At 61.8% G+C, this 17,828-nt stretch carries 20 protein-coding genes; 14 read left to right on the top strand and 6 right to left on the bottom strand.

The features are described 5' to 3' along the window. Positions 1-118: 118 nt before the first annotated feature. Genes AC070A_RS21820 through AC070A_RS21835 form a run of 4 tightly spaced genes read right to left on the bottom strand, consistent with a single transcriptional unit; the run spans position 119 to position 2,128 of the window. Positions 119-514, bottom strand: coding sequence for a MarR family winged helix-turn-helix transcriptional regulator (locus tag AC070A_RS21820; RefSeq protein WP_058325010.1), 396 nt, complete (start codon positions 512-514; stop codon positions 119-121). Between the two features lie 59 nt (positions 515-573). After that, positions 574-1,074 (bottom strand): GNAT family N-acetyltransferase, encoded by a 501-nt coding sequence (locus tag AC070A_RS21825; RefSeq protein ID WP_492383913.1) that lies wholly within the window; start codon positions 1,072-1,074, stop codon positions 574-576. 52 nt (positions 1,075-1,126) lie between these two features. Beyond that, complete coding sequence (locus tag AC070A_RS21830; protein WP_112996939.1) at positions 1,127-1,648, bottom strand: carboxymuconolactone decarboxylase family protein; 522 nt, start codon at positions 1,646-1,648, stop codon at positions 1,127-1,129. A gap of 54 nt (positions 1,649-1,702) precedes the next feature. After that, entirely contained in the window at positions 1,703-2,128 is a 426-nt protein-coding gene (locus tag AC070A_RS21835) for an Lrp/AsnC family transcriptional regulator (RefSeq protein ID WP_043613515.1), read from the bottom strand. A 92-nt stretch (positions 2,129-2,220) separates the two neighbouring features. On the opposite strand from AC070A_RS21835, the gene ocd reads away from it, so the two are divergent. From ocd to AC070A_RS21875, 8 genes are all read left to right on the top strand, one after another. Further along, the gene (gene ocd, locus AC070A_RS21840) at positions 2,221-3,303 is read left to right on the top strand and encodes an ornithine cyclodeaminase (RefSeq protein ID WP_425988200.1); all 1,083 of its coding nucleotides are present in this window, start codon (positions 2,221-2,223) and stop codon (positions 3,301-3,303) included. A 1-nt stretch (position 3,304) separates the two neighbouring features. Further along, on the top strand, positions 3,305-4,276 hold the full coding sequence (gene ctlX, locus AC070A_RS21845) for a citrulline utilization hydrolase CtlX (RefSeq protein WP_112996941.1): 972 nt from the start codon (positions 3,305-3,307) through the stop codon (positions 4,274-4,276). 31 nt (positions 4,277-4,307) lie between these two features. Continuing rightward, entirely contained in the window at positions 4,308-5,111 is an 804-nt protein-coding gene (locus tag AC070A_RS21850) for an arginine deiminase family protein (protein WP_112996942.1), read from the top strand. A 29-nt stretch (positions 5,112-5,140) separates the two neighbouring features. Next, on the top strand, positions 5,141-5,941 hold the full coding sequence (locus AC070A_RS21855; protein ID WP_492383914.1) for a transporter substrate-binding domain-containing protein: 801 nt from the start codon (positions 5,141-5,143) through the stop codon (positions 5,939-5,941). A gap of 158 nt (positions 5,942-6,099) precedes the next feature. Continuing rightward, the gene (locus AC070A_RS21860) at positions 6,100-6,813 is read left to right on the top strand and encodes an ABC transporter permease (RefSeq protein WP_057249178.1); all 714 of its coding nucleotides are present in this window, start codon (positions 6,100-6,102) and stop codon (positions 6,811-6,813) included. Continuing rightward, entirely contained in the window at positions 6,813-7,514 is a 702-nt protein-coding gene (locus tag AC070A_RS21865) for an ABC transporter permease (RefSeq protein ID WP_057249177.1), read from the top strand. Before AC070A_RS21860 ends, AC070A_RS21865 begins: the two co-directional genes overlap by 1 nt. A 37-nt stretch (positions 7,515-7,551) precedes the next feature. After that, on the top strand, positions 7,552-8,316 hold the full coding sequence (locus AC070A_RS21870; protein ID WP_492383915.1) for an ABC transporter ATP-binding protein: 765 nt from the start codon (positions 7,552-7,554) through the stop codon (positions 8,314-8,316). 10 nt (positions 8,317-8,326) lie between these two features. Beyond that, positions 8,327-9,478 (top strand): M20 aminoacylase family protein, encoded by a 1,152-nt coding sequence (locus AC070A_RS21875; protein ID WP_492383916.1) that lies wholly within the window; start codon positions 8,327-8,329, stop codon positions 9,476-9,478. A 26-nt stretch (positions 9,479-9,504) separates the two neighbouring features. Here AC070A_RS21875 and AC070A_RS21880 read toward each other — a convergent pair whose 3' ends face one another. Next, positions 9,505-10,881 carry an FAD-containing oxidoreductase gene (locus tag AC070A_RS21880; RefSeq protein ID WP_057249174.1) on the bottom strand — a complete coding sequence of 459 codons (1,377 nt, stop codon included), beginning with the start codon at positions 10,879-10,881 and terminating at the stop codon, positions 9,505-9,507. Next, positions 10,878-11,345 (bottom strand): DUF4126 domain-containing protein, encoded by a 468-nt coding sequence (locus tag AC070A_RS21885; protein ID WP_492383917.1) that lies wholly within the window; start codon positions 11,343-11,345, stop codon positions 10,878-10,880. The genes AC070A_RS21880 and AC070A_RS21885 overlap by 4 nt, the downstream gene beginning before the upstream one ends. A 335-nt stretch (positions 11,346-11,680) precedes the next feature. Between AC070A_RS21885 and osmF the strand changes: the two genes are divergently transcribed. The 6 genes from osmF to AC070A_RS21915 all read left to right on the top strand — a co-directional run bounded on the left by osmF (position 11,681) and on the right by AC070A_RS21915 (position 17,820). Then, on the top strand, positions 11,681-12,592 hold the full coding sequence (gene osmF, locus AC070A_RS21890) for a glycine betaine ABC transporter substrate-binding protein OsmF (protein ID WP_057249172.1): 912 nt from the start codon (positions 11,681-11,683) through the stop codon (positions 12,590-12,592). Between the two features lie 97 nt (positions 12,593-12,689). Then, complete coding sequence (locus tag AC070A_RS21895) at positions 12,690-13,859, top strand: ABC transporter permease (RefSeq protein WP_113132669.1); 1,170 nt, start codon at positions 12,690-12,692, stop codon at positions 13,857-13,859. Continuing rightward, positions 13,856-14,794, top strand: a complete 939-nt coding sequence (locus tag AC070A_RS21900) for an ABC transporter ATP-binding protein (protein WP_492383918.1) — start codon at positions 13,856-13,858, stop codon at positions 14,792-14,794. Before AC070A_RS21895 ends, AC070A_RS21900 begins: the two co-directional genes overlap by 4 nt. Further along, positions 14,794-15,531, top strand: coding sequence for an ABC transporter permease (locus tag AC070A_RS21905; protein ID WP_113132667.1), 738 nt, complete (start codon positions 14,794-14,796; stop codon positions 15,529-15,531). Before AC070A_RS21900 ends, AC070A_RS21905 begins: the two co-directional genes overlap by 1 nt. Before the next feature lie 77 nt (positions 15,532-15,608). Beyond that, positions 15,609-16,421: a pirin family protein gene (locus tag AC070A_RS21910; protein WP_492384401.1), complete on the top strand. Its 813-nt coding sequence runs from the start codon at positions 15,609-15,611 to the stop codon at positions 16,419-16,421. Between the two features lie 241 nt (positions 16,422-16,662). Next, positions 16,663-17,820, top strand: coding sequence for a Gfo/Idh/MocA family protein (locus AC070A_RS21915; RefSeq protein ID WP_057249168.1), 1,158 nt, complete (start codon positions 16,663-16,665; stop codon positions 17,818-17,820). Positions 17,821-17,828: the final 8 nt, after the last annotated feature.

Raw genomic sequence — 17,828 nt, forward strand, 5'->3', positions numbered from 1 at the left:
ACTTCCTTTCGTCCGTGTTTTCGGGTGTGCGAGAACGCTGCGCGGGCTTTCGGAGCGCAGGTCGCAGGTTGAATTGTTGTTTTGCAGTTTGCTGACGGTTCCTGGCAGGCCAGGTTGTCTAGAGCGCCAGAAGCAGGTCCTCTAGCTGGGCGGCCGCGTCGGTCCCCAGTCGCGCCTCGATCTTGTCCTGTGCGGCCTGCCAGAGCGGTGCGCCGTCAATGAGAATCCGATGGCCGTTTTCCGTAAGTTCGACAACGGCCTCCCTCTGATCTTTCCCGCTTCCGGTTGCCGCCAACCCCATTCCTTCCAGCACCTTGACGTTGCGGCTGACCGTCGAGCGTTCGAGTTCGATCTTGCGGCCAAGTTCGGTCATCGAGATCGGCTCATCGCGCGCGATGTGCCGAAGCAAGCTGAACTGGGCGAGGTTGAGACCGATCGGCTGCAGCGCGTCGTCGTAGACCGACGTCACTCTCCGGGTGGCTTTGCGTAAAAGGGCACAGTAGCAACGAGACATGATGTGTGTATATACACGCAATATCCCGACGTCAAGTCCGCGATCGCGGAAGCACCGTTTTAAGCGTTGTCAGCGACGGACCGATTTAGGCGAAAATGTAGGATGTTGTTCGGGTAGGCCCGGTCGCCGGTCTCCCCGACCTTCTCGAAGCCGCTCGCGATGTAAAAGGCCGTGGCCTTTTCATTTTCGGCGTTCACCGCCAGCCAGGTGCTCGCCCTGCCAATGTCCGAGCAGTATTGAAGCCCCGTTTTCAGAAGCTTCCTGCCGATGCCGCGGCCGTGGTGACGGGGCTGCACATAGAGCGTCGCGATTTCAAGGTCCGAAACGATATCGACCGGCGCCCGTGAATTCGACGACATCCGCAGAAAGCCGTCGATGCCGACGGCATTCTGCGAAACCCAGATGTTCTCGTTCTCCTGATCTAGAATGTCCTTGAAGCGTGCGGCGGTGAATTGTTCCAGCGCATAATCGGCAAAGAACGCGTTGACGCCATCGCGGATATAGGTGTTGAGCCAGACTTCCAGGCTGGACGCATCCTCGATCGTGGCCGGTCTGGTCATCGTCTTTCCTATTGCTGCGGCAGCAAGCTGAAACATTTGGTTCGTCGGCTTCTCAGTCGACGAACGGTTCCAGTTCCTTGTCGAACTCGACCTCGACGACATTGTTGAAGAGGGCGGTCGCCACCATGATGCCGGCGAAGGCGACGAGATCGACCAGCGCCTTGGCGTCGTATCGCGCCTTAAGTTCGGACCAGATCTCCGCCGGGACGGCGTTGCTATCGACGACGACCGCACGACCGAAGGCGATCAGCCGCTGCTCGTCTTCGGTCGGAGTGACCGTGTGGAAGTCGATGCCGGCATTGGCGAAGGCGCGGCGAAAGAAACCCATGGCGATCGGCGATCGCATGGCCTCGGAAATCGCGTGTGAAAGAAACCAGATCTCGCGGTCGTTCAACGACGGGCGCAGTTCTTCGCGTAGCGTGAACCATTCCGCGTAGATGCGATGGGCGACCGGCGAATGCAAAAGTGTGCGCTTCATGTTGGTCATGCGTCCGCGCACGCGCACTTCCTCGTCATGGGCGGCGCGGATTTCGTCGGAAGCGGTGTCGTAGTCGATCTGGGGAATATGGCTCATGGGTCTTACCGGTCTTGAATGGCGCGCGGGCGGCGCGCTTGTGATGGTGGGGGATCAGACGGTGCTGAGCAGAATGCTCGTTTCGCTGTTCGATACGCCATCGACGTCGCGCACTTCGCGCAGGATGCGGTCGAAATCGCTGAGGCTGTTGGCGCGGATTTCGGCGACCAGATCCCAGCCGCCATTGGTCGTGTGCAGGGCATAAAGCTCGGGCAGCCCGCGCAGATATTTGATCACCTTGGTGGTATTGCGGCCGCTGACCTCGATCATCATGATCGCACGGATGGCGCGATCGTCATAGTCCTGACGCACGCGCAGCGTGAAGCCGAGCACGGCACCGCTTTCGAGCAGCCGGTCGATGCGCGTTTGAACCGTGGCCCGGGAAATGCCGAGCACGGCCGCGATCTTGGAGTAGGGGGCGCGGCCGTCTTCTCGCAATAGCGAGATGAGTTGGTGATCGAGGTCGTCGAAGATATGCATGAAAATTGTATAATCCGACTGCGCAAAATGCTCAATAAGGCTTTGCATATTAGGCAGGTTTAAAATTTCAACTCACTTCTTGCAAGCCTAGGCTGACTTCATCGAATTTCTCCGATGGAGTTTTAAACGTGGTTCAGTATGTCGGTGTCGGCAACGTAATCGAGCTGGTCAAATCGATCGGCATTGAGACGTTCCTTGTGGGTCTTGCGGAATACATCGAGGATGATTTCCGCCGGTGGAACGCATTCGAGAAAACGCCGCGGCTCGCGAGCCACTCGAAGACGGGCGTCATCGAGCTGATGCCGACCTCGGACGGCGAGCATTACGGCTTCAAATATGTCAACGGACACCCGAAGAACCCGAATGTCGGCCTGCAGACGGTCACCGCCTTCGGTGTTCTCTCCGATGTCAGCACCGGCTATCCCTGCCTCGTCTCCGAAATGACGATCATGACCGGTCTGCGCACGGCGGCCACCTCGGCGCTTGCCGCAAAGTACCTCGCTCGACCCGACGCCCGTTCGATGGCAATCATCGGCCTCGGCGCGCAGTCTGAATTCCAGGCGCTTGCCTTCCGTGCCCTGCTCGGAATCAAGCGGCTGCAGGTCTTCGACATCGATCCCGAAGCCGCCGAGAAGTTCTGCAACAACCTCTCGGACATGGATTTCGATATCGTCGTTGCTGCGACGGCGGAAGAGGCCGTTGCCGGTGCCGACATCATCACGACGGTGACGGCCGACAAGCGCAACGCCACAATCCTTTCCGACAACATGGTTGGCGCCGGCGTTCACATCAATGCGGTCGGCGGCGACTGCCCCGGCAAGACCGAGCTCCAGGGCGACATCCTGCGCCGTGCCGACGTCTTCGTCGAATATCCGGAGCAGACCCGCATCGAAGGCGAAATCCAGCAGATGGCGCCGGATTTCCCCGTTACCGAACTCTGGCAGGTCATCGCCGGCGACGCCGAGGGCCGCCGCAGCAACGGCCAGATCACCATCTTCGATTCCGTCGGTTTTGCCACTGAGGACTTCTCGGCACTGCGCTTCCTGCGCGACAAGATCCAGGGCACGGCGTTCTACACCGAACTCGACCTGACGACACAGCCGGAGCATCCGCGCGATCTCTACGGCCTGTTCCGGCAGCAGCCGGCCGCCTTTGCCGAGCGGAGCGTTGCATAACATGAAGAGACTGTCCGTGCAGGCGCCGAAGGGCGTCGTGATGATCCGTCCGCATCATTTCGGCCCGAATCCGATGACCGCTGAGGACAACGCCTTCCAGGCGACCGACGCGGCACGCCAGCCGTCGGCGATCGCCAAGGCCGCTTATGACGAAGTCAGCCGTATGGCTGATGGCCTCACCGGTGCAGGTGTCGCGGTGCATCTCTTCGAGGATGAAACGACGACGCGCCCCGACTCCGTCTTTCCGAACAACTGGTTCTCGACCCATTCCGGCGGCCATGTGGCGATCTATCCGATGTATTCGGAGAGCCGCCAGAGCGAGCGCCGCGTCGATATCATCGAGATGCTGAAGAACGAGTATCGCGTCCAGGACGTGATCGACTATTCCGGTCTCGAAAAGGACGGCGTCTATCTCGAAGGCACCGGCGCCATGGTGCTCGACCATATCGGTCGCGTCGCCTATGCCGCGCGCTCGAACCGCACCAACGAGGTGGCGCTGGAGCGTTTCTGCACGCACTTCAATTTCGAGCCGATGATCTTCGGCGCCGTCGATCGCAGTGGCAATTCGATCTATCACACCAATGTGCTGATGTGCATCGGCACCGACTTCGCGCTGATCGGCACCAGCATGATCCCGGATGCGGCCCGCCGCCAGGAAATCTGCGCACGGCTCGAGGAAACCGGTCGCCAGGTGATCGACCTGACGCTCGATCAGATCGAGAACTTCGCCGGCAACGCCATCGAGCTCGACGGTGCGGACGGTCGCGTGGTCGTCATGTCGGCCCGCGCGCTCGCCTCGCTCCGCCCCGATCAGATCGAGGCGCTCGAAGTCTCCGCCCGCGTGCTCGCCTTCGACGTGCCGACGATCGAGCTTGCCGGCGGTTCCGTGCGCTGCATGCTCGCCGGCGTTCATTTGTCACGAAGAGAACCGGCCGGTACGCAAAAGCTTTACGCCGCCACGTCCGATCGATAGAAGCACCTCATCCAAGCCAAAGGTCCCACAAATGTCGCAGTCACGCCCCGTCTACCAGTTCAACAACATCATCGTCCGCACGCCGTCGAAGTCGGTCGTCAACGGCCTGCGCGCCGACGATCGCGGCAACCCCACCTTCGAAGGTGTGAAGGCCGAACACGACGCCTACATCGCGGCGATGAAGGACGCAGGCGTGAAGGTGACGGTGCTGCCGGCGCTCGAAAATTTCCCGGATTCGATCTTCGTCGAGGATCCGGCGCTGGTCTTCACCGAAGGCGCGATCCTCCTGCGCCCGGGCGCCGAGACGCGCGTCAAGGAAACGCCGGAGATCGAGCCGACGCTCCGCGCCATGTTCGAGACCGTTCTCGACCTGCCGGGCAGCGGCTTTGCCGATGGCGGCGACGTGCTGACGACCCGCGAAAGCGTGATGATCGGCCTTTCGGCCCGCACCAACAAGGTCGGCGCCGAAGCGCTGCAGGCCTGCCTTGCCAAGCTCGGCCGCAAGAGCGAGATCGTCGCGACGCCGGAAGGCGTGCTGCACTTCAAGACCGATTGCTCGCTGCTTGACGACGAGACCGTGCTTTCGACCGCGCGTCTGGCAAAGTCGGGTGCATTCGAGCGCTTCAAGCAGGTGATCATTCCCGAAGGTGAAGAGCCGGCGGCCAATGCGCTGCGCGTCAATGACGTCGTGATGGTCGGCTCCGATTTCCCGCGCACGATCGAGATGCTCGACAAGCTCGGCTACAAGGTCGTGCCCATGAAGACGACGGAGATCGGCAAGATCGACGCGGGCCTGTCCTGCATGTCGCTGCGCTGGTTCAGCAACACGCTCTGATCCGTCGCAATCCCCGAGGAGGAAACAAAATGAAGACGTTGAAGACCGCCCTGTTCGCAGGGATCGCCCTTTCCATGACTGTTGGCAGCGCATTGGCCGAGGACACGCTGCGCCTCGGCATGACGCCGGAGCCCTACATGCCCTTCACCCAGGTGAACGCCGGCGGCGAATGGGAGGGCCTCGAGGCCGACCTCTCCCGCGCGCTCTGCGAAAAGATGGCCGTGAAGTGCGACATCAACCAGATGGCCTGGGACGGACTGATCCCGTCGATGAAGGAAAACAAGGTCGATTTCATCATCGGCGCCTTCTCGATCACCGACGAGCGTCGCCAGGTCGTCGACTTCTCGACGCCCTATTACACCGAAGGCACCTCCTTCGTCGGCGCCAAGGCTGACACGAGCGAGATCAAGACGATCGATGCCGCAGACGGTTCCGGCAAGATCATCGATCCGGCAAGCGTCGAGGGCAAGATCATCGGTGTGCAGACGTCCAGCGTACAGTCGGCCTATGTTGCCAAGTACCTGACTGGTGCCGAAGCCAAGAGTTATGACACGGCAGACAACTCGGTCGCTGACCTCATTGCCGGCCGCGTCGACTACGTGTTGATCCCCGACCTCTACATCCAGACCTTCCTGAAGTCGCCTGAGGGCGCCGACTACGAGGTCAAGGTCGAGGTCCCGAAGAATGCCGTTCTCGGTGAGGGTGTCGCCTATGCCGTTCGCAAGGGTGATGCGGCGACGCTTGAAAAGGTCAATGCCGGCCTTGCCGCTCTGGAGAAGGACGGCACGACCCAGAAGCTCGTCGACAAGTGGATCTTCGGCAAGAAGTAAATCGCTTTTCAAGGGCGGCGTGCGGCCTATGTTTCGCGCCGCCCTCGATCGCCAAACCGGCCGCAGCGCCGGGGCATCTTCGCAGCGACCGCTACAGCGATCCAGCCCGACAGAGGGCGGCGTGAGGGCTAGAGACAATCGGGAACAGGTAACGACGGATGGACTATTACTGGCAATTGCTTGCCTGGGGCGGCGAGGGCTGGGGCGACGATTTCGCCTGGGGCCTGGTGATGACCTTGCAGGTGTCCGTGGTCGCCTATGCGGTTGCGGTTCTCTTCGGCTTCCTCGGTGCGGCCGGCAAACTGTCGAAGCACCGCGTCCCGCGCTTCCTTGCCGAGATCTATACGACCGTCGTTCGCTCGCTTCCCGAACTGCTCGTCATCCTGCTCCTCTATTTCTCCGTCGCGAGCGGTGCCGAGCGGCTGTTGAAGCACTTTGGCCTTGTGGCCGAGACCTTCCAGTTCAGCTCGTTCTGGGCGGCAATCATCGCACTCGCTTTCGTCTCCGGCGCCTTCATGACTGAAGTGCTGCGCTCCGCCTTCCTTTCCGTGCCCCCCGGCCAGGTCGAGGCGGCGGTTTCGATCGGCATGCCGAGACGCAAGGTCTTCACCCGCATTATCCTCCCGCAGATGATGCGCCACGCGGTTCCAGGCATGGGCAATCTCTGGCTGTCGATCACCAAGGAAAGCGCCATCATCAGCGTGCTCGGCTCATTCAGCGAATTGCTCTACACCGGCTACCGCGCTGCGGCCGGCACCAAACAGTACATCTTCTTCTACGGCCTCACGGCCATCCTGTTTCTGGCGATCACGCTCGTTTCCGTCCTGGTGATTGCTCAGATCGAGCGCCGCCTCAACCGGGGGCACCACTGATGGAAACAATCTCCAACGTCATCGGCTTCCTGCCGGCGCTGATCAAGGCCACCCCCCTGACGCTGCTTTTGACGGCGGTGGCGGGCGTCTTCGGTCTGGTCATCGGCACTCTCGTGGCGCTTGCCCGGCTTTCCGGCAGGCGCGTGCTCTCGGTCCCGGCCTATGTCTTCACCTTCGCATTCCGCGGCACGCCGCTCCTGGTACAGATCTACCTGATCTACTATGGCCTCGGGCAAATCCTGCCCGGCACCTGGGTACGCCACAGCTTCCTCTGGCCCTATCTTCGTGACGGCCTGTGGTACGCGATCTTTGCGCTCAGCCTCAACCAGGCCTCCTACAATGCCGAGGTTATCCGCGGCGCGATCAAGGCGATCCCGCGAGGCCAGATCGAAGCGGCAAAGTCGATCGGCATGCGCTCGTCGATGATCCTTCGCCGCATCACCCTGCCGCAGGCGTTCCGATCCTGCCTGCCGGTGCTGACGGGCGACCTGATCATCCTGTTGAAGACGACGTCGCTTGCCTCGACCATCACCATCCTCGAGGTCATGGGCACCGCCCGTATGTTGCAGCGCCAGTCGCTGTTGATCTTCGAACCGCTGATTGCCGCCGGCATCATCTATTTCACCGTCGTCTTCATCCTGACGCGCGTCATGGGCGTCGTCGAGAAGCGGCTCACCCGCTACCGCACGGCGAAAGCATAACGAGGAGGCGCGCCTGGGCGCGACGAGAGGAACGATCATGGTCGCAACAGCGCTATCGGTGAAGAACATTCACAAGAGCTTCGGGTCCGTCGAGGTGCTGAAAGGCGTCTCCTTCGAGGCGAAGTCCGGCGACGTCATCTCGCTGATCGGCAGCAGTGGTTCGGGCAAGAGCACTTTGCTGCGCTGCATCAACTATCTGGAGACGCCCGATGAGGGCGAGATCGCGGTCTCGGGCGAGGTGATCCGCACCGTCAAGGGCAAGGACGGCAAGTTCCATGCCACCGACAAGCGGCAGCTCGAACATATCCGTACGCGCCTTGGCATGGTGTTCCAGAGCTTCAATCTGTGGTCCCACAAGACCATCCTCGAAAACCTCATCGAGGGCCCGATACATGTGCTCGGCATGACGCGCAAGGATGCGATCGGCGAGGCCGAATTGCTGATGGAAAAGGTCGGCATCACCCCAAAGCGCGACCACTATCCCAACCAGCTTTCGGGCGGCCAGCAGCAGCGCGCGGCGATCGCCCGTGCTCTCGCGATGAAGCCGGAAGTCATGCTCTTCGACGAGCCTACGTCGGCGCTCGACCCGGAACTCGTCAACGAAGTCCTGCTCGTCATCAAGAAGCTCGCCGAAGAAGGGCGCACCATGGTCATGGTCACGCACGAAATGTCACTCGCCCGTGATATCTCCAGTGAGGTGATCTTCCTGCACAAGGGACTGGTGGAAGAACGCGGCGCGCCGTCGCAGGTGATGCGCGACCCGCAATCGGCGCGGCTGCGCCAGTTCTTGCAGATGGCTTGAGGAGGCCCCAATGCGCGACGCCAATTTTTCTGAGTTCCTGCCCGAACTCGTCGAGATCCGTCACAAGCTGCACGAGATGCCCGAGATCGGCCTATCCGAGGTGAAGACCTCCGAATTCGTCGCCGGATTGCTGCAATCCTGGGGCTTCGAAGTGACGCGCGGTCTGGCAACGACAGGCATCGTTGCGACGCTGAAGCGCGGCAACAGCAACCGCGCCGTCGGCTTTCGTGCCGATATGGACGCGCTGCCGATGCAGGAGGAAACCGGTCTTGCCTATCAGAGCAAACATCCGGGCGCGATGCATGCCTGCGGCCACGACGGTCACACCAGCATGCTGCTCGGCGCTGCCTGGGCTCTGTCCAAGGACGAGAGCTTCAACGGCACCGTGCACCTGATCTTCCAGCCGGCCGAAGAAAATTTCGGCGGCGGCAAGCTGATGATCGAGGACGGCCTGTTCGAACGCTTCCCCTGTGAGCGGGTCTATGCGCTCCACAACTGGCCGGGCCTGCCGGTCGGCCAGTTCTCCAGCCGCGCCGGTGCGATGGCTGCATCGATCGATGTACTGACGCTAACGATCAGGGGCAAGGGCGGTCACGGCGCCCAGCCGGAACTGACGGTTGACCCGGTCGTCGTCGGTTCCAGCGTGGTGATGGCGCTGCAGACGCTGGTCTCGCGCAATGTATCGCCGCACCAGCCGTCGGTGCTGACGGTCGGTTCGTTCTGGTCCGGCTCCGCCTCCAACATCATCCCGGATACAGCAGTGCTGGAAATCAGCATGCGTGCGATGGATCCGGCCGTGCGCAAGCAACTCCAGGAACGTGTCGAGCAGATTGCCCGCTTTCAGGCGCAGAGCTACAACGCTGAGGCGACTTTCGACTGGCAGGTCGGTTATCCCGCGACGATCAACGATGCCGATGCCGTCGAAGATGCGCGTGCGGTGATCGCGGAGACTTTTGGCACCGACGCCTATGTCGAATTGCCCGAGCCGCTGATGGGCAGTGAAGACTTCTCCTTCCTGCTGGAGAAGGTGCCGGGCGCCTATGTGCTGATCGGCAACGGCGACAGCAGTGGATTGCACACCACCCGCTACGATTTCAACGACGACATCCTCGAACGCGGCGCTACGTATTTTTACCATCTCGCGCGGGCAGCGCTCGTCTAACCGGGCGGTCGCTAACGTCCGGTCGCTCAGGTGGCCGGGTGCAGGTCACCAAACACCGTCGGGATAAGCTCCGACACCGTCGGGTGAATGTGCACCGCGTGGGTGATCGTCGTGTAGGGTTTGCCGGCATACATGACGTCAAGGATGCTCTGCACCGCTTCGTCGCCGCCCGTGCCGAGGATCGAGGCGCCGAGGATTTCCTTGCTGTCGGCGTCCACGATCACTTTCATGAAGCCCTCGGTCTCGCCCTTCTCGACGGCGCGGCCGACGCGGGTCATCGGTCGCGTGCCGATGAGCAACTTGCGTCCTGATTTGCGCGCTTCGGTTTCCGTCATCCCGGCGCGGCCAAGCGGCGGATCGATGAAGAGGCCGTAAGTCGCAATCCGGTCGCTGACCTTTCGTGCCTCGCCATCGATGAGATTCGCGGCGATGATCTCGAAGTCGTTATAGGCAGTGTGGGTGAAGGCGCCGCGGCCGTTGCAGTCGCCCATGGCGAAAATGTGCGGGACATTGGTCCTGAGCGTTTCGTCGACTTCGACATAGCCGCGCGCGTCGGTCTTCACGCCGGCTCGATCGAGGTCGAGATCATCCGTATTCGGCCGTCGCCCGGTGGCAAGCAACAGGTGGGAGCCGACGATCTCGGGTGCGCCGGCGGTGCAGTCGACGCCGGCGACGACTTCGTCGCCGCGCCTGGCGAAGCGGATGCATTCGGCGTTCAAGCGGAAGTTTATGCCCTCTTTCTCCAGAATCGCGAGAATGGCGTCGGAAACGTCCGCATCCTCGCGACCGATCAGGCGTGGGCCCTTCTCGATCACCGTGACCTCGGAGCCGAAGCGGCGGAACATCTGTGCGAACTCAAGCCCGATATAGCTGCCGCCGATGACGATCAGGTGGCGGGGCAGGGTGTCGAGATCCATGATCGAGACGTTGGTCAGATAGGGCACGTCCTCGACGCCAGGGAAGTCCGGCGTCGCCGCACGTCCGCCAACGTTCAGGAAGATCTGGTCGGCCGACAGCAACTCACCGCCGACGCGCACTTCGTGCGGGCCTTCGAAGCGCGCATGGCCTTCGATGACGGTGATGTTCGGCATGCCCTTCAGCCAGCCTTCGACCCCCTTGCGCGAATTGAACCGCACCGTGTCCTTGCGCGCCATGACGCGGGCGAAGTCGATCGTGATCGGCCCGGTCGTGACGCCATAGTCGGCGCCCCGGCGCGCCAGGTGCGCCGCATAGGCGCTCGCAACCATCGCCTTGGTCGGCATGCAGCCGGTGTTGACGCAGGTGCCGCCGAAGTGCTTGCGCTCGACGAAGGCGACGGTCTTTCTCGCTGATGTCAGCCGGCTGGCCAGCGAAGGGCCGGCCTGGCCGGCGCCGATGATGATTGCGTCGAAATGTTTCGTCATGACACCGAGGACACCACCCAGAGTGCGAGGAGAACGGCAACGACATCCTCAAGAAGCGCGATCGGCAGATCTTTGCCGCCGATGGCCGCGACGAGGCGCTTGCGGGCTTCGTAGCCGCCGAGCGTGCCGATGACGGCACCGAACACGCCGGCGACCAGTCCGCCCAGCATAGCACCTGCGGCCGTTCCGAGCACGGCGCCGCAGAAACCGCCCGAGACGATGCGGGCGCCGAATTGCTGCGGAACCTTCCGGCTCGGCGTGCTCGGCAGTTGGTCGGTCACAAACTCAACCAGGGCCAGCAGGCCAAAGATATAGGGCGTGAAGCGAAAGCCCATGAAGGCTGCCCAAGTGCCGTGGAGCGGCAGCCAGCCGGCTGCCGCTCCAATGCTGACGGCGGCAGGCGCGGTCATGGTGCGAAGGCCGGCGACCACGCCGATGAGTAGCGCGAGAAGATAGATCGACATGAATTCCCCGAACGTTCGCCGGGCGAACCCAATCCACCAGCCCCCAAGCGGTTCGGGTCGAGCGGCATCGCAACCAAGAGTGAAAACGGATGTTTCTGGCGGGCCTCTGTCAGAGTGGCCGACAACGCCCCTGATTGCAACGGCCAATCACGCACCGCCTTCCACGGTAGTCTAGTCTTTCGATCGCGTTAGTCGCTGACGAAATTTTTTGTCCGCCACAGTCTCTGCGTGCAACCCTATTTTTTGCCGGGGGCTGACATATATGGAATGGCTTGCCCCGACGCGGCGGACTTTCCGTGATCAAACTTGCGGAGCGAATTTCGAGGGAGAAACTCATGCGATTGACCACACTACTTATCGGAACTGCCCTTGCTTTCACTTTGACCGCTGCCACGGCGAATGCCGACGTGGTCGTCTCCTCGAAGATCGACACGGAAGGCGGCGTGCTCGGCAACATCATCCTTGCCGTGCTCAATGCCAACAACATCAAGACGGTAGACCGCGTCCAGCTCGGTGCGACGCCGGTCGTGCGCAAGGCGATCACCGCCGGCGAGATCGACATCTACCCGGAATACACCGGCAACGCCGCCTTCTTCTTCGAAAAGGCCGACGACCCCGTGTGGAAGGATGCCGCCAAGGGCTACGAGACCGCCAAGAAGCTCGACTACGACGCCAACAAGATCGTCTGGCTGACGCCGTCGCCGGCCAACAACACCTGGGCGATCGGTCTTCGCAAGGAAGTGGCTGACGAAAACAAGCTGAAGACGCTCAGCGACTTCGGCAAATATGTCGCCGGTGGCGGCAAGGTCGTGCTGGCCGCTTCGTCTGAGTTCGTGAATTCGGCCGCCGCTCTCCCGGCCTTCCAGACGACCTATGGTTTCACCTTGAAGCAGGATCAGCTGATCACGCTTTCCGGCGGTGACACCGCGGCGACCATTGCGGCTGCTGCCAACCAGACGAACGGCGCCAATGCGGCGATGGTTTATGGCACCGATGGCGGCATCGCACCTTCTGGCCTCGTCGTGCTCGAAGATGACAAGGCGGTCCAGCCAGTCTACCAGCCGACCCCGATTATTCGCGAGGCTGTGCTCAAGGAAAACCCGCAAATCGAGGAACTGTTGAAGCCGGTGTTCGAGAAGCTCGATCTGGTGACGCTTCAGGACCTGAACGGCCGCGTGCAGGTCGGCGGCGAACCGGCCAAGGCGGTTGCCGAGGATTTTCTGAAGAAGAACGGCTTCCTGAAGTAGTTGACGGATAACCGGAACGCTGGTCCGATGGCTGGCGTTCCGGGGTGTGCCTGCAGGTGCCGAAGTCGCGCCGGCACAGGCGGGGAGGGAATGTGGTTTGAGACAACTCCGCTTTGACAAGCTCGGAGCGATCATCGCGGCCTTGGCGCTTGGCGGCGCCTTCATCGCGCCTTTTGCAACGTTTCGTGCCAATCGCATCGTCGCCGGCGAGGCGAAGACGATCGTCGAGTCCCTGCCGCAGCCCTGGAGCGCGGCAGTGCTGCTGGTGATTTTGGTGGGCGTGCTCGTCGCGGCCATGCGCTCGCCGGCGATTCTGCGCCTTGTCGCTGCCTTCGCAGCGCTGGCCGTGCTGGCGCTCGGCATTGGCGTCGCCGCCAGCCACCTGACGCCTGAGGGCAACACCTATGCCCGCGTATCGCCTGCCTCCGGCTTCTGGGTCATGCTCTTTGCTTTCGGGCTGCTGGCAGCCGATGCCCTGACGCGATTGCGCCCAGCCCCCTTCATGCGCATCGTGGTGCTTGTCGCCGTGCTCGCCTTTGTCGGGATGCTTTTGCTTTCCGGTACCTGGGACGGTCTCTCGATCCTTAGGGAATATGCGAGCCGGGTGGACACTTTCTGGGCGGAAGCCCGAAAGCATGTGACCTTGGCGCTCGGCTCGCTTGTGGCCGCGACCATCGTCGGCATTCCGCTCGGTATACTGTGTCACCGCGTCGCCCGATTGCGCGACGGTTTGCTGGGCGTCCTGAATGCGATCCAGACGATCCCGTCGATCGCGCTGTTCGGCATTCTCATCGCACCGCTCGGCTGGATCGCGGCGAACGTTCCGGGCGCTGCCACGATCGGCATTCGTGGCATCGGCGTGGCACCCGCCTTCGTTGCGCTGTTCCTCTATTCGCTGCTGCCAGTGGTTGCTAATACCGTCGTCGGCCTGGCCGGCGTTCCGAGGGATGCGAATGACGCAGCCCGCGGCATCGGCATGACCGATTGGCAACGGCTGGTCGGCATCGAATTTCCACTGGCCTTTCCGGTGATCCTGACCGGCATCCGCATCGTGCTCGTCCAGAACATCGGCCTGGCGACCATCGCTGCCCTCATCGGCGGCGGCGGGTTCGGCGTCTTCGTCTTTCAGGGCGTTGGCCAGACCGCGATGGATCTCGTGCTGCTCGGCGCCGTCCCGACCGTGGTGCTCGCCTTTGCGGCGGCGATCGTGCTCGACGCGGTGATCGAGATGGCCACACCCAACACCAGGCAGGCAGAGGCCTCATGATTGAGATCGAGAACATCACCAAGCGCTATGGTGAGACCGCCGTCGTCGACGACGTCAGCCTGACGATCGCACCGCGCACCGTCACCGTCGTGGTCGGCACCTCGGGTTCCGGCAAGACGACGCTCCTGCGCATGATCAACCGGCTGGTGGAGCCGACTTCGGGGACGATCCGCCTCGACGGTGAGGACAACCGTTCGCTGCAAGGCTATGAACTGCGCCGCCGCATCGGTTACGCGATCCAGGGCCACGGCCTGTTTCCGCACCGTACCGTCGCGCAGAACATCGCCACCGTGCCCACGCTGCTCGGTTGGGAGCGCGCGCGCATCGATGCCAAGGTGGACGAGCTTCTCCAACTGTTCCAGCTCGATCCGGGCGCCTTCGGGCCGCGCTTTCCGCACGAGCTTTCCGGCGGTCAGCAACAGCGTGTCGGCGTCGCCCGGGCGTTGGCTGCCGAACCGAAAGTCCTGCTGATGGACGAGCCCTTCGGCGCACTCGACCCGATCATCCGTGCCAAGGCTCAGGATGATCTGCTCGCCATTCAGAAGCACTTCGAGACGACGGTCATTCTCGTCACCCATGACATGGAGGAGGCCTTCCAGCTCGCGGACCGCATCGCCGTCATGGACAAGGGCAAGGTGGTGCAATATGCGACGCCCGCCGAAATGCTGATCAAGCCCGCGACCCCGTTCGTCGAGAGCCTGATCGGGGTCAGCGAACGACCTTATCGGTTGCTCGCGATCGAGCCGGTCTTGAGTGCCGTCGAACCAGGGTCAGCAGACGGCACAGCCATATCGAGCACGCTCAGCCAAAGGGAGGCGCTTGCCGAACTGCTCTGGTCCGGGCGGAGCGCGCTGCCGGTGGCTGACCCCGCGGGGGCAATCATTGGCAAGGTCAGTCTCGAAGGGCTGGCGAAACGGGCAGCCGGGCCAGTCTGATGCCGAAACTGTCGACGCTTTTTCGCTTGGGATTTTTCCTGGTTTTGGTCGCCTTCCTGCTGCAGCCGCAATGGTTCGAACCGTTGCTGCGGCCGCTGGTTCAGGCGAATGCGCCGGTGATCTACAATCAGGGCAGCCTATTGCAATTGACGCTGCTGCATCTACGCACCGTCGCCATCGCAGTGGCTGCTGCGGCTTTGGTTGCGCTTGCTTTGGCAATATTGGTGACGCGCGAATCCGGGGCCGAGTTCCTGCCGCTGTCGCGCAGCCTGGTCAACATCGGCCAAACCTTTCCGCCGGTGGCCGTTCTGGCGCTCGCCGTTCCCATCTTCGGTTTCGGTGAGAAGCCGACATTGATCGCGCTTTTTCTCTATGGCCTGCTACCAATCTTCGAGAACGCGCTGACGGGGCTGACGACATTGCCGCCATCTGTCATGGAGGCGGCGCGCGGTGCCGGCATGACAGGCGGCCAACGGCTCCTGAAGGTGGAGCTGCCGCTGGCGATGCCGGTGATCCTTGCAGGCATCCGACTCTCGGTGGTCATCAGCCTGGCAACGGCCACGATCGGATCAACGGTCGCGGCGAAAACCCTCGGCGAAGTGATCATTGCCGGCCTGCAATCGAACAATCTGGCCTTTGTCGTTCAGGGTGGCCTGATCGTCGCGACACTTGCGGTGCTGCTGCACGACGGATTGCAGGCGGCCGAAAGGAAACTCGCGGCTCGAATGGGTCGGTGAGGTGCCGTCGGAAGGCGGGAAGCCCGGAAAGCGTTCGCCGGCCGTGCCAAATGCCGATGGGGCGTGATAGAGTGACCATGCTCTACCGCGGCGCCAAAAGTCCTCTTGTCAGGGATATGGGCAGGTTCAAGGCCAGGCTCAACATGCCCGGTTGGCTGCTGCCACGACCGCGTGATCACGGCTACGGCCCTCTAGCAATGGTTGTTGAGTCGATCCTGGAGCCGGGCAGGCTGATCGCCATGCACGAGCACCAGAACGATGAAATCCTGTCATGGGTGCCGGAGGGTGTCATGCGCCACGATGACCGCGCTACCGGGAGACTGGTCACGGACAGCGGGCACCTTATGGTGATGAACGCGGGAAAGAGCTTCTGGCATTCGGAGGAGACCCTGCCGAGCGATCCACCGTTGCGGATGCTCCAGATCCTTGTGCGGCCTCACGGTTTAGATCTCCCACCGGCCATCCAGCACGGCCCCATTGCAGTGGCACCTGTCAATCAATGGAGGCATCTTGTCGGGCCGGAAGGTGGCACAGCACCGTTTTTCGTGCGCAACAGCGTCGACTTTTTCGATCTCCGGCTCGAGGCTGAGACAAAGACTGCGTTTCCGCGGGCGGAAGGGCGACACCTTTACTTTTATCTCTTTTCGGGCTCGATAAAGGTCGGAGATATCGCCTTCGGTGAGGGGGATCAGGGGATATTCCTGTCGGACGACGCCCTGGAGCTATACGCCACTCGCAGCTCGCTGATCGTTGCGTTCCTGATCGAGCCGAGCGCGCGCGCCGCACGGCAGGGGACGGTTGGCGACCATCCCAAGATACCGCGACCTTATCTGGCTCGACCTTTACTGCGGCTGCTGCACTGGCGAAACCGGCTGGTCGGAAAGGGCTGAACTGATCAGAAGTCAACCACGCAACGTGCAGTGGTCTGGACCGCTTTCTTCCTGCCGTAGAGTTGCGGGATACGCACCCTTTTTAGTTGTCCATGAATTGCCTGCTTTCTCGGCATTTGCCTGTCGTATGAAAATGAATTTCACAATTTTACAAAATATGCGGATTTGAGTTGACGGCCTGAAAAAACTGTCCCAGTCTGCGAAAATAAATTACGCCAAAAGGCAGGGGAACAGGACGAGCATGAAAGTCGGCATCATCGGACTCGGATTCCGTTTGGGTTATCTGGGCTATGTCTTCAAGGCCATGGACGAGAACTTCGAGATCGCCGGCTACGTCGATCCGAACCCGGCTGGTTTGTCCACGCTCACCGAAAAAGGCATCTCGGCCGGCAAGGCTTACGCGACCCCCGAAGAGCTGATCGCCAACGAGAAGCTCGATCTCTTGATGATCGGCTCGCCAAACCACATGCACCTCGATCATATCCGGATTGGTCTCGAAGCCGGTCTCAAGGTGTTCAGCGAGAAGCCGATCGTCACGACGGTCCAGGAGAGCCTGGAACTCGCGGGGCTGATGGCGAAGTTCGGCCATGAGCGCCTGATGGTCGGTCTGGTGCTGCGCTACGCGCCCATGTATCGCGACCTGCGCGCAGCCCTTGCGGAAGGCAAGCTCGGCCAGGTCGTCTCGATTGAAGCGTCCGAGCATATCGAGCCCTATCACGGCGCCTTCTTCATGCGCGACTGGCGCCGCTACGAGCGTTATTCCGGCAGTTTCATGCTGGAAAAATGCTGCCACGACCTTGATCTCTACAATGGTGTCGTCGGCGCGCGGCCGGAACGGGTCGCGAGCTTCGGCGGCCGCAAGAGCTTCATTCCCGCCAACGATCCGGCCCGCGAAGGCATCAACGATCTGGAACTCTTCCATCGCAAGCCGAGCGGCTGGATGGGCTCCGACAAGGTCTTCGACAGCGACGGCGATATCATCGACTACCAGGTGGCGATCGTCGAATACGCCAACGGCGTCGGCATGAACTTCCACACCAATCTCAACGTACCGGACCAATTCCGCCGCTTCTGCATCATGGGGTCACGTGGCATGGCCGAGGGCGATTTCATCCGTGGCTATTTCGACGTTCACGAAATGCTGACCGGCAAGAAGGTCATCGAAAACAAATACGCCGCCACGGAACTGTCGCAGCACTACGGTGCCGACGAGCAGATGGCGACCGATATCATCGGCCATGTTCGTGACGGCCGGCCGCTACCGGTTTCGACGCTCGATGCGCTTGAAGCGGGTATCCTGGCGCTTTCGATGGACGAGGCGCGGCGCAAGAAGAGCGTCATAGATCTCCGGCCCATCTGGGACCGTTTCGACGAAGCACTGCATTCGCGCGCTGCGTAAGGGGAGGT

It is taken from the genome of Ensifer sp. GW101-20A05, from assembly GCF_059424735.1.

Coding starts and splice junctions, on each gene's coding strand:
- AC070A_RS21885 (WP_492383917.1), bottom strand. CDS start 11,345: ATGTCGATCTATCTTCTCGCGCTACTCATCGGCGTGGTCGCCGGCCTT.
- AC070A_RS21835 (WP_043613515.1), bottom strand. CDS start 2,128: ATGCATATCTTCGACGACCTCGATCACCAACTCATCTCGCTATTGCGA.
- AC070A_RS21915 (WP_057249168.1), top strand. CDS start 16,663: ATGAAAGTCGGCATCATCGGACTCGGATTCCGTTTGGGTTATCTGGGC.
- AC070A_RS21860 (WP_057249178.1), top strand. CDS start 6,100: ATGGACTATTACTGGCAATTGCTTGCCTGGGGCGGCGAGGGCTGGGGC.
- ctlX (WP_112996941.1), top strand. CDS start 3,305: ATGAAGAGACTGTCCGTGCAGGCGCCGAAGGGCGTCGTGATGATCCGT.
- osmF (WP_057249172.1), top strand. CDS start 11,681: ATGCGATTGACCACACTACTTATCGGAACTGCCCTTGCTTTCACTTTG.
- AC070A_RS21875 (WP_492383916.1), top strand. CDS start 8,327: ATGCGCGACGCCAATTTTTCTGAGTTCCTGCCCGAACTCGTCGAGATC.
- AC070A_RS21880 (WP_057249174.1), bottom strand. CDS start 10,881: ATGACGAAACATTTCGACGCAATCATCATCGGCGCCGGCCAGGCCGGC.
- AC070A_RS21900 (WP_492383918.1), top strand. CDS start 13,856: ATGATTGAGATCGAGAACATCACCAAGCGCTATGGTGAGACCGCCGTC.
- AC070A_RS21825 (WP_492383913.1), bottom strand. CDS start 1,074: ATGACCAGACCGGCCACGATCGAGGATGCGTCCAGCCTGGAAGTCTGG.
- AC070A_RS21850 (WP_112996942.1), top strand. CDS start 4,308: ATGTCGCAGTCACGCCCCGTCTACCAGTTCAACAACATCATCGTCCGC.
- AC070A_RS21855 (WP_492383914.1), top strand. CDS start 5,141: ATGAAGACGTTGAAGACCGCCCTGTTCGCAGGGATCGCCCTTTCCATG.
- AC070A_RS21820 (WP_058325010.1), bottom strand. CDS start 514: ATGTCTCGTTGCTACTGTGCCCTTTTACGCAAAGCCACCCGGAGAGTG.
- AC070A_RS21830 (WP_112996939.1), bottom strand. CDS start 1,648: ATGAGCCATATTCCCCAGATCGACTACGACACCGCTTCCGACGAAATC.
- AC070A_RS21865 (WP_057249177.1), top strand. CDS start 6,813: ATGGAAACAATCTCCAACGTCATCGGCTTCCTGCCGGCGCTGATCAAG.
- AC070A_RS21870 (WP_492383915.1), top strand. CDS start 7,552: ATGGTCGCAACAGCGCTATCGGTGAAGAACATTCACAAGAGCTTCGGG.
- AC070A_RS21905 (WP_113132667.1), top strand. CDS start 14,794: ATGCCGAAACTGTCGACGCTTTTTCGCTTGGGATTTTTCCTGGTTTTG.
- AC070A_RS21910 (WP_492384401.1), top strand. CDS start 15,609: ATGCTCTACCGCGGCGCCAAAAGTCCTCTTGTCAGGGATATGGGCAGG.